General features: G+C 71.6%; 15 protein-coding genes. 12 read left to right on the top strand and 3 right to left on the bottom strand.

The genetic code is table 11. The annotated features are described in order from the left end of the window. Positions 1–43 precede the first annotated feature (43 nt). On the top strand, positions 44–910 hold the full coding sequence (locus HS109_15855) for a cytochrome c oxidase subunit 3 (GenBank protein MBE7523839.1): 867 nt from the start codon (positions 44–46) through the stop codon (positions 908–910). 64 nt (positions 911–974) lie between these two features. Here HS109_15855 and HS109_15850 read toward each other — a convergent pair whose 3' ends face one another. After that, positions 975–1,175 (bottom strand): twin transmembrane helix small protein, encoded by a 201-nt coding sequence (locus HS109_15850; GenBank protein MBE7523838.1) that lies wholly within the window; start codon positions 1,173–1,175, stop codon positions 975–977. 44 nt (positions 1,176–1,219) lie between these two features. Between HS109_15850 and HS109_15845 the strand changes: the two genes are divergently transcribed. The 5 genes from HS109_15845 (at position 1,220) to HS109_15825 (ending at position 5,896) form a co-directional block, all read left to right on the top strand. Further along, on the top strand, positions 1,220–1,942 hold the full coding sequence (locus tag HS109_15845; GenBank protein ID MBE7523837.1) for an SURF1 family protein: 723 nt from the start codon (positions 1,220–1,222) through the stop codon (positions 1,940–1,942). Next, positions 1,939–2,505 (top strand): cytochrome C oxidase subunit I, encoded by a 567-nt coding sequence (locus HS109_15840; protein MBE7523836.1) that lies wholly within the window; start codon positions 1,939–1,941, stop codon positions 2,503–2,505. Before HS109_15845 ends, HS109_15840 begins: the two co-directional genes overlap by 4 nt. Positions 2,506–2,550: 45 nt before the next feature. Further along, positions 2,551–3,432, top strand: coding sequence for a protoheme IX farnesyltransferase (locus HS109_15835; protein MBE7523835.1), 882 nt, complete (start codon positions 2,551–2,553; stop codon positions 3,430–3,432). Between the two features lie 97 nt (positions 3,433–3,529). Next, positions 3,530–4,126, top strand: coding sequence for an SCO family protein (locus HS109_15830; GenBank protein MBE7523834.1), 597 nt, complete (start codon positions 3,530–3,532; stop codon positions 4,124–4,126). 87 nt (positions 4,127–4,213) lie between these two features. Further along, positions 4,214–5,896: a tetratricopeptide repeat protein gene (locus HS109_15825; GenBank protein ID MBE7523833.1), complete on the top strand. Its 1,683-nt coding sequence runs from the start codon at positions 4,214–4,216 to the stop codon at positions 5,894–5,896. Between the two features lie 188 nt (positions 5,897–6,084). Here HS109_15825 and HS109_15820 read toward each other — a convergent pair whose 3' ends face one another. Then, positions 6,085–6,237, bottom strand: coding sequence for a rubredoxin (locus HS109_15820; GenBank protein MBE7523832.1), 153 nt, complete (start codon positions 6,235–6,237; stop codon positions 6,085–6,087). 92 nt (positions 6,238–6,329) lie between these two features. Between HS109_15820 and HS109_15815 the strand changes: the two genes are divergently transcribed. The 5 genes from HS109_15815 (at position 6,330) to HS109_15795 (ending at position 10,873) form a co-directional block, all read left to right on the top strand. Further along, on the top strand, positions 6,330–6,923 hold the full coding sequence (locus tag HS109_15815) for a methyltransferase domain-containing protein (protein MBE7523831.1): 594 nt from the start codon (positions 6,330–6,332) through the stop codon (positions 6,921–6,923). An 81-nt stretch (positions 6,924–7,004) separates the two neighbouring features. After that, positions 7,005–7,868 carry a hydroxymethylpyrimidine/phosphomethylpyrimidine kinase gene (locus HS109_15810; protein ID MBE7523830.1) on the top strand — a complete coding sequence of 288 codons (864 nt, stop codon included), beginning with the start codon at positions 7,005–7,007 and terminating at the stop codon, positions 7,866–7,868. Continuing rightward, a complete protein-coding gene (locus HS109_15805; GenBank protein MBE7523829.1) occupies positions 7,849–8,526 on the top strand; it encodes a thiamine phosphate synthase in 678 nt (225 codons plus the stop codon). Before HS109_15810 ends, HS109_15805 begins: the two co-directional genes overlap by 20 nt. A 38-nt stretch (positions 8,527–8,564) precedes the next feature. Further along, complete coding sequence (gene hemL, locus HS109_15800; protein ID MBE7523828.1) at positions 8,565–9,842, top strand: glutamate-1-semialdehyde 2,1-aminomutase; 1,278 nt, start codon at positions 8,565–8,567, stop codon at positions 9,840–9,842. A gap of 5 nt (positions 9,843–9,847) precedes the next feature. Continuing rightward, complete coding sequence (locus tag HS109_15795) at positions 9,848–10,873, top strand: glycosyltransferase (protein ID MBE7523827.1); 1,026 nt, start codon at positions 9,848–9,850, stop codon at positions 10,871–10,873. A gap of 7 nt (positions 10,874–10,880) precedes the next feature. Here the strand turns inward: HS109_15795 and HS109_15790 are convergent, their stop codons facing one another. After that, positions 10,881–11,624, bottom strand: a complete 744-nt coding sequence (locus HS109_15790) for a hypothetical protein (GenBank protein ID MBE7523826.1) — start codon at positions 11,622–11,624, stop codon at positions 10,881–10,883. A 197-nt stretch (positions 11,625–11,821) separates the two neighbouring features. Between HS109_15790 and gspE the strand changes: the two genes are divergently transcribed. Next, positions 11,822–13,522, top strand: coding sequence for a type II secretion system ATPase GspE (gspE, locus tag HS109_15785; protein ID MBE7523825.1), 1,701 nt, complete (start codon positions 11,822–11,824; stop codon positions 13,520–13,522). The last annotated feature ends 45 nt before the right edge of the window (positions 13,523–13,567 follow it).

Below are 13,567 nucleotides of genomic sequence, written 5' to 3'. Positions count from 1 at the left end.
CCCTCGCGCGCGGGACATCGAAGGAAGGCGAGGAGACGACACGATGGTTTCGACGACGAACGGCGGCCAGCCGGCCTACTACATCCCCCAGCCGTCGCACTGGCCGATCGTCGGCGCGGTGGCGTTGCTCCTGATGGGGTCGGGCGCCGCGCTGTGGTTCAACGGCGTCGGCGTCGGGCCCTGGATGGTCGCGCTGGGGTTCGCGACGCTCGTGTTCATGCTCTTCGGCTGGTTCGGCAAGGTCATCGGCGAATCCGAGGCGCGCATCTACAGCCGGAAGGTCGACGCGTCGTTCCGCTGGGCGATGAGCTGGTTCATCTTCAGCGAGGTGATGTTCTTCGCGGCGTTCTTCGGGGCGCTGTTCTACGTGCGCAACCTGTCGGTCCCCGGGCTGGGCGCGGGAACGGTCACCGGCGACCTGCTGTGGCCGGACTACGCGGCGCAGTGGCCGACCGAGGGCCCGTACCTCAAGCAGTCGTTCACGCCGATGGGTGCGATCGGCATTCCGCTGCTCAACACGATCCTGCTGCTCTCCTCGGGCGTGACGCTCACGATCGCGCATCACGCGCTCAAGGCCGGGCAGCGCGGCAGGCTCGCGTTCTGGCTCGCCGCGACGATCGCCCTGGGCTTCACGTTCCTCGGCTTCCAGGCCTACGAGTATGTCCACGCGTACAGCGAGCTCAACCTGAAGCTCAGCTCGGGCGTCTACGGCTCGACGTTCTTCATGCTGACCGGCTTCCACGGAATGCACGTCACCGTCGGCGCGATCATGCTGTCGGTGATGCTCGGCCGGGTGCTGAAGGGGCACTTCGACGCGCAGCACCACTTCGGGTTCGAGGCCGCGGCGTGGTACTGGCACTTCGTGGACGTGGTCTGGTTGCTGCTCTTCGTGCTCGTCTACTGGCTGTAGCCCCGGCGCGAGTCGTCGGTCGAAGGCCGCGCGGGCGACCGTGCGGCCTTCGCGTCCGCGGAGGTCAGCGCAGGCCGCCCGGACCGATCCAGCCCATGGCGTACGACAGCAGCAGGAACGCCACCACGCTGACCGAGAGGCCGACGCGGATCGCGAGCGCGATCACGACGCGGTTGCCCCGCCCCTGGTCGTGGTAGAGGAAATAGAGCGCCGTGAACAGCGCGACCACGACGGCGCACAATCCTGCGATGACGACGATCTTCATGGAGCCGCGCGGGCGAGCGCTCGCCCGCCGGGAAGTCTAGCACCATGGCGGACGCCTCGCGCCGCGAACGCGTCCGCCGCGCGATCGTCGCGGCGGCCACGCTCGCGACGATCGCGCTCACGGTGTCCGCGGGCAATTGGCAGCGCGGGCGCATGCTCGCCAAGGAGGCCGAGCGTGCCGCGCTCGATGCCGCCGCGGCGCACGCCCCGGTGCGCCTGCCCGCGACCGACGACTGGGCGGCATGGAGGTATCGTCGCGTGGCGATCGAGGGCGAGTGGCGGGGCAACGCGCAGATCATGATCGACAACCGGATCCACGAAGGACGCGCGGGTTTCCACGTCGTCACGCCGCTCGTGCTCGACGACGGGCGTGCGGTGCTCGTCGATCGCGGATGGATCGCCGCCGGCGCCGGGACGACGCGCGTGCCGCGGGTGGCCGAGCCGGCGGGGCGTGCGCGCGTGCTCGGGCGCATCGTGCTTCCGCCGAAGCGCTACTTCGAGTGGGTCGAGGACAGCCCGACCGGGCGCGTGCGCCAGAATCTCGACCCCTCGCGCATCGCGCGCGCGACCGGCCTCGCGCTGCTGCCGGTCGTGATCGAGGAGGACGCGGGCGATGCGGCCGACGGACTGGTCCGGCGCTGGCCCGATCCCGACTTCGGGATCGACACGCACCGCAACTACATGCTGCAGTGGTACGCCTTCGCCTCGCTCGCTGCGGCGCTGTGGCTCGGCTTCGCATGGCGCCGGATGCGCGCGGGGCGCCCGTGACCGGCGACGCGGCGGCGCGGCGCGGCCTGCGCACGCTCTGGCTGATCCTCGCGGTGTGCGCGGCGCCGCTCGTCGCCTCGCTCGTCGCGTTCTTCCTGCTGCCCTCGCACGACAGGACGAACTACGGCGAACTGCTGCCGACGCAGGCGGCGCCCGGCCTCGCCGGCGTCCGCGCCGACGGCGCCGCCTGGACGCTCGCCGACGAGCGTGGCCATTGGGTCGTGCTGGTCGCGGCGGGGGGCGCCTGCGACGACGCCTGCGCGAAGCGCCTGTACGCGACGCGCCAGACGCGCACGATGCAGGGCAAGGATCGCGAGCGCGTCGTGCGCGTGTGGCTACTCACCGACGCGGCCGCTCCGCGGCCCGCGACGCTCGCCGAGCATCCGGACCTCGTCGTGGTCCGCGCGGACGCTCGCTCGGCCGGACGCCTGCCGAAAGGTCCCGACGCGATCTACCTCGTCGACCCGCTGGGCAACCAGGTGCTCGCGTGGCCGTCCGATCCGGACGTCCGCGCGATGGCGAAGGACGTCTCGAAGCTCCTGCGGACCTCCCGCATCGGCTGACGAACTCCGCTGCGGTAGAATCGACGTTTCGCCCGCGGCCAAGCCATGACGTCCCTCGCCCTCGCCGAGACCCGACTGAAGCAGTTCCTCGCGCTCGCCAAGCCGCGCGTCGTGTCGCTCATCGTGTTCTGCGCGGTGATCGGGATGTTCCTCGCGACGCCGGACCTGCCTCCGCCGGCCGTGGTCTTCGCCGCGACCGTCGGCATCGCGCTGGTGGCGGGCGCCGCCGCGGCGATCAACTGCCTCGTCGAGCAGAAGATCGACGCGAAGATGATGCGCACCGCCCGCCGGCCGCTCCCCGCGGGCGAACTCACGTCGGCGCAGACCCTCTGGTTCGCCTCGCTCGTCGGCATCGCCGGTCTCGCGATCCTCGCCGTGTTCGTCAATCCGCTGACGATGTGGCTGACCCTCGGCACCTTCGTCGGCTACGCGATCGTCTACACGGTGCTGCTCAAGCCGGCCACGCCGCAGAACATCGTGATCGGCGGCGCGTCCGGCGCGATGCCGCCGGTGCTGGGCTGGGCCGCGGTCACCAACGAGGTCCCGCCCGAGGCGCTGATCCTGTTCCTGATCATCTTCGCCTGGACGCCGCCGCACTTCTGGGCGCTGGCGCTCTACCGCACGGCGGACTACGCGCGCGCCGGGCTGCCGATGCTGCCGGTCACGCACGGGTCGCGCTACACGCGCCTCATGATCGTGCTCTACACGGCGATGCTGGTCGCGGTCACGCTGCTGCCGTTCGCGATCCGGATGAGCGGCGCGTTGTATCTCGCGAGCGCGCTGGTGCTGGGCGGCGTGTTCGTCGCCTACGCGGTCGCGCTCTACCTCCGCTACAGCGACGCGCTCGCGCGGCGCACCTTCGCCTACTCGATCGTCTACCTCGCGGCGCTGTTCTCTGCGCTGCTGGTCGACCACTACTGGCAGTGAGCCGGGTGACGTCGAGCGCGCCACGGTCGAACGGACGCGCCTCGCGCGCCGCTCACGTTTCGCGAACGCGCTCGTCGTCCGCCTGTGGCCCGGGCCGATGCTGAGGGCGATCACCCGCTTCGCCGCCGCGGTCCTCGTGGCGCTCGCCGTCGCCGCCTGCGGCAAGGACGGTCCCGCGTTCAAGGGCTCCGACGTCACCGGCAGCGCGTTCGGCCGCGATTTCGCGCTCGTCGACGCGAACGGCACGCCGCGCACGCTCGCCGACTGGCGCGGCAAGGCGGTCGTGGTGTTCTTCGGCTACACGCAGTGCCCGGACGTGTGCCCGACGACGCTCGCGACGCTCTCCGAGACGATGAAGCTCCTCGGTCCCGACGCCGACCGGGTGCAGGTGCTGTTCGTCACCGTCGATCCCGATCGCGACACGGCCGAACTCCTGCGCCAATACGTCCCGGCCTTCGATCCGCGCTTCGTGGGCCTGCGCGGCGACACGGCGCAGACCGAGGCGGTCGCGAAGGAATTCCGGATCATCTTCCAGAAGGTGCCGGGCGCGACGTCCGAGTCCTACACGGTCGACCACTCGGCGGGACTGTTCCTCTTCGACCCGCAGGGACGGCTTCGCGTTTACGAGGGACACGGCCAGGGGCCCGACGTCCTCGCGCACGACCTGCGCGAGCTCCTGCGCGGCGCGTCCTGAAGGGAAAGCAGGGTCAGGCCCGACTTCTCCATCCTGCATCGCTGCAGCGCATCGCGATTCAGAAGTCGAGTCCTGCCCACCTTTCCCATGGCGGCCACGCTGCAGCAGGCGATCGCGCTCCACCGAGGCGGCGACCTGGCGCGCGCCGAGGCGCTCTACCGCGAGATCCTCGCTCGCGCGCCGCAGGACACCGACGCGATGCACTTCCTGGGCGTCCTGCGCACGCAGCAGCGACGCTACGACGACGCGATCGCGCTGATCGGCGGTGCCGCGAAGCTCGCTGCCGGCCACCCGGGGATCCAGTCGAACCTCGGCCTCGCGCTGAAGGGTGCGGGGCGTCTCGAGGAAGCGCTCGCGAGCTTCGACCGCGCGATCCGGCTCGCCCCCGCGCTGCCCGAGGCGCACAACAACCGCGGCAACGTCGCGCTGGCGCTCGGGCGTTCCGCCGAGGCGCTCGCGAGCTTCGACCGCGCGATCGCGCTCAGGCCCGAGTACGCGGAGGCCTGGAACAACCGCGGCTACGCGCTGGTCGCGCTCGGCCGGCTCGACGCGGCGGTCGACAGCTACGGCCGGGCGATCGCGCTCGCGCCCGGCTACGGGGACGCGCGGCACAACCGCGGACTCGCGCTGCGGCAGCTCGGCCGGGCGCGCGAGGCGCTCGCCGACGCCGAGGGTGCGCTCGCGCTGGCTCCCGCCCGCATCGACTCGCTCGACGCCCGGGGCATCGCGCTCGCCGACCTCGGCCGTCACGCGGACGCGCTGGCGAGCTTCGAGCGGGCGCTCGCAGCCGAGCCGGAACGCGCCGCGTCGCACGTGAACGCGAGCCGCTGCCGCCTCGCGCTCGGCGACTACGCGCGCGGCTGGCCCGAGCACGAGTGGCGCTGGCGGGACGACCAGATGCGGCGCGGCTGGCGCGACTTCGCGGTGCCGCGGTGGACCGGCGAGCAGGACCTCGCCGGTCGCAGGCTCCTGCTCCACGCCGAGCAGGGCTACGGCGACGCGATCCAGTTCTCCCGCTACGCGCCGCTCGCCGCCGCGCGCGGCGCCGAGGTCGTGCTCGAGGTCGAGCCCGCGCTCGCGACGCTCCTCGCGACGCTCGCCGGCGTGCACCGGATCGTCGTCGCGGGCGACCCGCTGCCGCCGGTCGACCTGCATTGCCCGCTGATGAGCCTGCCCCTCGCGTTCGGCACGACGCTCGACGACGTTCCCGCCGACGTGCCGTACCTCGCCGCGGATCCGGCGCGCGTCGCCCGCTGGCGCGAGCGCCTGCCTCGGCGCGGGCGCCCGCGGATCGGCCTCGCCTGGTCGGGCAACGCCGCGCAGCGCGACGACGCGTACCGGTCGATTCCGCTGGCGCGCCTCGCGCCGCTGCTCGAGTTCGACGCGGAGTTCGTCGTCTTGCAGAAGGGCGTGCGCGAGAGCGACCGGGCCGCGCTCGCGTCGACGCCGCGCCTCCACGACGTCGGCGGCGGGATCGAGGACTTCGCGGACGTCGCGGCGCTGATCGACGGGGTCGACCTGGTGATCAGCGTGTGCACGTCGGTCGCGCACCTGGCCGGCGCGCTAGGCAAGCCGCTGTGGGTGCTGCTTTCGACGGCGGCGGACTGGCGCTGGCTTCGCGACCGCGACGACAGTCCCTGGTATCCCACGGCGAGGCTCTTCCGCCAGTCGGCGCCGGGCGACTGGTCCGGACCGGTTCGGCAGGTCGCGACGGCCCTCGAGGCGCGCCTGGGGGAGATCGATCCGCGAGCAGGCGTTCGCGAAAGTTGAGCGGCTGGCGCGAAGCGCGAGTCCGCTCCAGCGGAGCGTTGCAGGACGCCCGCCGCGAGGCTTCATGCCGGCGCCCCGATCGCGTTGGGAGAATTCGCTCGCCGAAGGGGCTTTCGCGAAAGGTGAGCGGCTGGCGCGAAGCGCGAGTCCGCTCCAGCGGAGCGCGGCAGGACGCCCGCCGCGAGGCTTCAGAATTCGACCATCTCGAAATCGTCCTTGCGGGCGCCGCATTCGGGACAGGTCCAGTTCGGCGGCACCTGGTCCCAGGTCGTCCCCGGCGGAATGCCCTCGTCCGGGAGGCCGAGCGCCTCCTCGTAGATGAACCCGCAGACCAGGCACATGTATTTCTTCAACGCGATTCTCCGGGACCGCGGCGCGTCGGCGCGCGCGTCGGGCAGAATTATAGGATGAACGACGCGCTCGCCCCGGGAAGATGATCCTCGTCAACTTCGGCTCCGGCCCCTATCCGCTCGACGGCTGGATCAACGTCGACCTCGATCGTTCCGGCCGGCCGGACGTCGTCGCCGACCTCGCGCGGGGGCTGCCGTTCGCGGACGCATGCGCCGACGCGATCTTCAGCGAGGACTTCGTGGCGCAACTCGAACCCGACGCGCTCTGCGGCTTCCTCGCCGAGTGCCGCCGCATCCTGAAGTCCGCCGGCACGCTGCGCGTGCTGACCCCCGATCTCGCGCGCTTCGCCCGGATGTACCTCGACGATCCCGACACGCTGATCCGGTTCTGGAACGTGGGCGTCGGCGTGCCGCTCCCCACCGGCACCGCCGCGGACGTGCTGAACCTCGGCATGAAGCTCGCGGGCCGCTGGCAGTACGACGCCGAAACCTTCTCGCGCGTCGCCGCGCAGGCGGGCTTCGACACGTTCGTCGCGCGCTACGGCGAGAGCCGACATCCCGCGATGCGCGGCATCGACCTCCGCAAGCCGGACGAGGCGGTGAGCATGTACCTCGAGTGCGTGCCGCGCGGCGAGTCGCGGGCGACCGGCGGGGCCACGCCCGCGGTCGGCGGATGACCGCGTGCCGGCTGTCGGCGATCCGCCTCCGTCGCGGGCACTTCGCCGTGCGGGTACCATCGACGCGTGAACAGTGAACCGCTGCAGGGCTCGCCGCCCATCGTCCTCTCCTTCGCGCCCTCCGACCCTTCGGGCGGCGCGGGTCTGCAGGCCGACCTGCTGACGCTCGCGAGCATGGGCTGCCACCCGCTCTCGGTGGTCACCTCGCTCACCGTGCAGGACACGCGCGGCGTCGAGGGCTCGCTCCCGATGGACGCCGACTGGGTCGCCGACCAGGCGCGCGCGCTGCTCGAGGACATGCCGGTCGACGCGTTCAAGATCAGCGCGCTGCCCAACGTCGAGGTCGTCACCGCGATCGCCGAGGTGCTCTCCGACTACCCGGACGTGCCGCTCGTGCTCGACCCCTCGCTCACCGCCGGCCGCGCCGCGGGTCCGCTCCACGATGCGGCGATGCACGCGCTGCGCGACCTGCTCGTGCCGCAGTCGACGCTCGCCACGGCCAACGGACTCGAACTGCGCCTGCTCGCCGGCGACGACGAGGACGAGGAGGCGTCGGTCGCCGCCTGCGCGGCACGGTTGGTGGAGGCGGGTTGCGAGTTCGTGCTCGTCACCGGCACGCACCACGCGTCGCGCGAGATCGTCAACACGCTCTACGGCAAGGGCGGCGTCGTGCGCACCGACACCTGGGCGCGCCTGCCCGGGCCGTTCAAGGGCGCGGGCGCCACGCTCTCGGCCGCGATCGCCGCGATGCTCGCGAACGGTCTCGAACTCGCCGACGCGGTGCGCGAGGCGCAGGACTACACCTGGAACGCGCTGCGCAAGGCCTATCGGCCCGGCATGGGGCAGTTCCTGCCCGACCGGCTGTTCTGGGCGCGCGAGGAGAGCGACGCCCGCGGCGAGGAGGCGGACGACGCGCGTCCGGCCGATGCCCGTGGCAGTCACTGATGAGCGCGCCGCGCGGCTCGCGCGGCTCCGCGGCCTCTACGCGGTGACGTCCGACACCGACGACACCGTCTCGCTCCTCGCGAAGTGCGCGGCCGCGCTCGACGGCGGGGCGAGCGCGATCCAGATCCGCCGCAAGTCGGGGGACGCGCCCACGCGCCGCGCACAGGCGGAGGCGATCGTCGCGTTGTGCCATGCGCGCGGAGCCCTCGCGATCGTCAACGACGACCCCGCGCTCGCCCGCGCGGTCGGCGCCGACGGCGTGCACGTCGGTGAGGACGACGGCGGCGTCGCGCAGGCACGCGCGGAGGTGGGCGAGGACCGACTCGTCGGGGCGTCGTGCTACGACGATCCCGCGCGCGCGGCGTCCGCGGTGGCCGCGGGCGCCGACCACGTCGCGTTCGGCAGCTTCTTCGCATCCGGCACGAAGCCCGCCGCGCGGCGCGCGAGCCTCGACCTCGTGCCGCGCGCGAAGGCGCTCGGCGTCCCGGTCGTCGCGATCGGCGGCATCGACGAGCGCAACGCCGGCTCGCTCGCCGATGCGGGCGTCGACGCCGTCGCGGTGATCGGTGCGCTGTTCGCGCACGACGACCCGCGCGAGGTCGAGCGCGCGGCGCGACGCATCGTCGCTGCGTTCGCGCGCCGCGGCAGCGGCCGCTGACCCTCTTTTCCCTCCCGATCCCGATCCCGCCCCCGACGATGAGCCGCAACGATTCGCTGTTCGAACGCGCGCAGCGCACGATTCCCGCTGGCGTCAATTCTCCGGTCCGCGCTTTCCGGTCGGTCGGCGGCACGCCGCGTTTCCTCGTGCGCGGCGAAGGCCCGTACGTGTGGGACGCCGACGGCAGGCGCTACGTCGACTACGTCGGATCGTGGGGACCGGCGATCGTCGGCCACGCGCATCCCGAGGTCGTGCGCGCGGTGCAGGCCTCGGCCGTGCACGGCCTGTCGTTCGGTGCGCCGACCGAGGCCGAGATCGAGATGGCGGAGACGCTCGTGCGCAGACTCCCGTCGCTCGAACTCGTGCGTCTCGTGTCCTCCGGCACCGAGGCGACGATGTCGGCGCTGCGGCTCGCGCGCGGGTACACCGGCCGCCCGAAGATCGTGAAGTTCGAAGGCTGCTACCACGGCCACGGCGACAGCCTGCTGGTGAAGGCCGGATCGGGTGCGCTCACCTTCGGCCAGCCCTCGTCGGCGGGCGTGCCGCCGGAGATCGCGAACCAGACCGTCGTGCTGCCCTACAACGACTCCGACGCGCTGGAACGCGCGTTCGCCGCCGACGGCGACGCGATCGCGGGCATCATCGTCGAGCCGGTCGCCGGCAACATGAACCTCGTCGTGCCCTCGCGCGAATGGCTCGCCGCGCTGCGCGCGCTCTGCGACCGCCACGGCGCGGTGCTGATCTTCGACGAGGTGATGACCGGCTTCCGCGTGCATCCGCGCGGCGTGCAGGGCATGGTCGGCATCACGCCCGACCTCACCACGCTCGGCAAGGTGATCGGCGGCGGGATGCCGGTCGGCGCGTTCGGCGGCCGCCGCGACATCATGCAGAAGATCGCGCCGCTCGGACCGGTCTACCAGGCGGGCACGCTGTCGGGGAATCCGGTGGCGGTCGCGGCAGGGCTCGCGACACTCGCGCTCACCGAGGCGCCCGGATTCTACGAGACGCTCGCCGAGAAGACGCGCGCGCTCGTCGACGGACTGGAGTCGGCCGCGAAGCGCGCGGGCGCGACGTTTCGCGCGCAGGCGGTCGGAGGCATGTTCGGCCTCTACTTCGCGCCGTCGGTGCCGGCGAGCTACGACGCGGTCATGGCCTGCGACAAGGAGCGCTTCAACCGCTTCTTCCACGCGATGCTCGACGCGGGCGTGTACTTCGCGCCCTCCGCCTACGAGGCGGGATTCGTCTCGGCCGCGCACGGCGACGACGACATCGCGCAGACGGTGCGCGCGGCGGAGCGTGCGTTCGGCGCGCGCTGACAGCCGTGCCGGCATTGGTCACGATCGTCACGCGCACCCTCGGACGCCCCTGTCTTGCCGACGCTGCCGCGAGCGTCGCCGCGCAGACCTACCGCCCGATCGAGTGGCTCGTCGTCGACGCGGCAGGGAGCGGCGTGGTTCCGCCGGCAGCGGGCGATGTCGAGGTCCGGGTGATCGGCAACGGCGAACGGATGCTTCGCTCGCGTGCGGGGAACTTCGGATTCCTTCATGCGCGGGGCGCCCGCGGGATGGTGCTCGATGACGATGACCTGCTTTTGCCGCGCGCCGTCGAACTGCTCTCGAACGCCCTCGAGGCGAATCCGCCGATGCGGGTCGCGTACGGCAACGTCGCGGTGGAGACCGAATCCGGCATCGAATACGAGTACATGTTCGAGTATTCCGAGCTGGCGCTCCTGATGCGCAACCTGTTCCCGCCCAACGCGGCGATGTTCGACCTCTCCCTGATGAGGAATGACGGCGTCCGCTTCGACGAGGGGATCGACTATTTCGAGGACTGGGACCTCTGGCTCAAGGCCGCCGCGCTCACGCCATTCGCGCACGTCCGGGAGCGGACCGGCGTCTACCGGCTGCAGCTGTCGCAGTCGGGGGTGTGGGATTACGAACGGCCCGGCAGCGATCCGCGCATCGCGCAGGACCTGCAGACGGTGAGGGAACGCTACGCGGCGCGGCGTTCGCCGCTGTGGCAGGCGTTCGAGGCGAAAAAGCGCGAGGCGCGATCGTTCGCCGCGTCCGGCCGTCTGGAAGCGGCCGCGACGGCTTGGCTCGGCGCGCACGTCATGTTGCCCTTCGACGAGGAACCGGTCGTGGGGTACGCGACGATCGCGCTGCGCGCGGGCGACGAGCGGGCGGCGCAATTCACGCTGATGTCCGCCCTCGCGCTCGCGCCGGGGTCGGCGACCTATGCCACGATGCTGGCGACGATCCTGGAGCGGCAGGGAAAGAGCGAGGCCGCCCGCCAAGTGCTGGAGCAGGCGGCCTGTTGCCGCGCGCCGCCGAGCGTGCAGCGATGAGCCGCGGTCAACCGCGCCGATCGACCGGGGTCGCGGCGCGCAGCTTCTTCGCGTGGCCGACCGGCGCATCGCTGCCGTCCGGCAGCTTGCCGAGAAAATAGTACTTCTGCCACGCTTCGGCGAGCGTCGCCGGGTCGCTTCGCGCGAAGCGACGCATGAAATCGTCGCGCCGCGCCTTCCACGCGTGGGCCTGCTCCGCGAGCGCCGGATCGTCGCGAAGCCAACGGATCTCGGGTTCGAACGACTCGATCGCGCCCGCGGGCAGCGGGATGACCATGCACACCGGCTCGTCCTTGTCGAAGCGCACGGTTCCGGGCCGCGTGAGCTGCCAGTTCATCGTGAACGGATAGGGCAGCCAGTGCGTCTCGACGACGCCGGCGAGCGGTGCGATGCCGTCCTTCGGCCGGTTGAGGGGGCCGGACGCGAGCAGGTTCCAGCCCGGCGGCGTGCGGAAGAGCCAGCCCAGGTTGAAGGTGACGATGCCGAACGCGAAGTGCGACACCGCGTACTTTTCGACGTTCGCGAAGCCGTCCAACGCGCGCACCTTCAGGTTGAAGGCGTGGTGGCCTCCGTCCCAGGCGATCTCGAGGTCGCAGGGCGCGCCGATCGTCCAGCCGTGCGCGTTCGCGATCGACAGCGGCAGGCACCGGTAGGCGTGGCGATCCGGGATGCGGTCCATCCACTCGCGCGTCGGCGACGCCGGGGAAAGAGGCAGCGGGTCATCGTCGAGGGCGAAGCATTCGAGCTTCATGGGTCGATCGGGTTCGGCCGGGGGCAGCGGGCAGCATGCCACGGGAAGTGGACCGGCCGGTCCGACGGACGGAGGATTTCGGCTAAGTCGTTGCTCCGCAAGGATTTCTCGTCGTTGCCGGCCACGCCTCTGCTAGAATCGCTGAACTCGGACCGCGCGTTGCGGATCGAACCGTCCTTTCCCCGACACCCCCGTCGATGTCGATCCCGAAGCGTCGGCTGGGCGAACTCCTGATCGAGCGCGGCAAGCTCGATGCCGGTTCGCTCGAGCGTGCCCTGAGGCTGCAGCAGGATTCCGGCGAGCGGCTGGGGTCGCTCCTCGTGACGCTCGGCCTCGTCGCGCCGCGCGACGTCGCCGATGCCCTCGCGGCGCAGCTCGGATTGCCGCTCCTCGACGGCGCCGGCTATCCCGAGCTGCCGATCCTCGAGGAACGCGTCTCGGCGCGTTTCCTGCGCGACGCCCGCGCGCTGCCGGTGCGCGAGGACGCCGACGAACTCGTGCTCGCGATGGCGGACCCGACCGACGCCTACGCGATCGACGCGTTCGCGATGGTGACCGGCCGGAAGATCCGCCCGATGGTCGCGGTGCCCGGCGACCTCGACGCCGCGCTCGAGCGCCTCTACGGCAGCGGCAAGAGCGCGGTCGGACAGATCGTCGGCGACGACGTCGAGATGCGCGGCGACGAGATCGCGTTCGACGCCGACGTGCAGCAGTTGAAGGATCTCGCGTCGGAGGCGCCGGTCATCCGGCTCGTCTCGCTCCTCATCACCAACGCGCTCGAGGCGCGCGCCTCGGACATCCACATCGAGCCGTTCGAGAACCGGCTCACCGTGCGCTACCGGATCGACGGCGTGCTGCACGAGGTCGAGACGCCGCCGCGGCGGCTGTCCGCGGCCGTGATCTCGCGCGTGAAGATTCTCGCGAACCTCGACATCGCCGAGCGCAGGCTTCCGCAGGACGGCCGCATCCGCCTGCGCGTGCAGGGCAAGGAGATCGACCTGCGCGTCTCGACCGTGCCCACGATGCACGGCGAGAGCGTCGTGATGCGGATCCTCGACAAGGGCGGCGTCGCGCTCGACTTCGCGAAGCTCGGGTTCCTCGACGACACGCTCGAGCGGTTCATGCGCGCGCTGAAGCAGCCGAACGGCATCCTGCTCGTCACCGGGCCCACGGGCTCGGGCAAGACGACGACGCTCTACACGGCGCTCGACGAGCTGAACCGGCCCGACGTCAAGATCCTCACGGTCGAGGATCCGGTCGAGTACCAGATGGCGGGCATCAACCAGATCCAGGTCAAGCCGCAGATCGACCTCACGTTCGCCAACGCGCTGCGCTCGATCGTGCGCCAGGATCCCGACGTCATCATGATCGGCGAGATCCGCGACCTCGAGACCGCGCAGATCGCGGTGCAGTCGGCGCTCACCGGGCACCTGGTGCTGTCCACCGTGCACACGAACGACGCGCCCTCGACCGTCAACCGGCTGCTCGACATGGGCGTCGACGACTACCTGCTCACCTCGACCGTCGTGGGCATAGAGGCGCAGCGGCTGGTGCGCACGCTCTGCGCCCACTGCAAGGAATCGTACACGGCGCTGCCCGAAATGGTCGAGCACGCCGGGCTCCGCCGGTTCGCGAACGGCGGCCCGATGACGCTGTGGCGCGCGAAGGGCTGCGCGGCCTGCGCGCACACCGGCTACACCGGCCGCGTGTCGATCATCGAGGTGATGCCGATGACCGACGCGATCCGCTCGCTCGTCATGCGCCACGCGACCGCCTCCGAACTCAAGGCCGAGGCGGTGCGCGAAGGCATGCTGACGATGTACGAAGACGGGTTGCGCAAGGCGGTGGCCGGCGTCACGACGGTCGAGGAAGTGCTTCGCGCGACGCGCGAGGACTGACGATGCGAAGCCTCCTCCATCCCGCGGGTCGGCCTTCAGGCCGAC

The sequence above is a fragment of the Burkholderiales bacterium genome (genome assembly GCA_015075645.1).
Taxonomy (GTDB): Bacteria; Pseudomonadota; Gammaproteobacteria; order Burkholderiales; family Casimicrobiaceae; genus VBCG01.
Note: the sequence above shows the minus strand (reverse complement) of the source record. Positions and strands in the feature narration are given on the sequence as shown.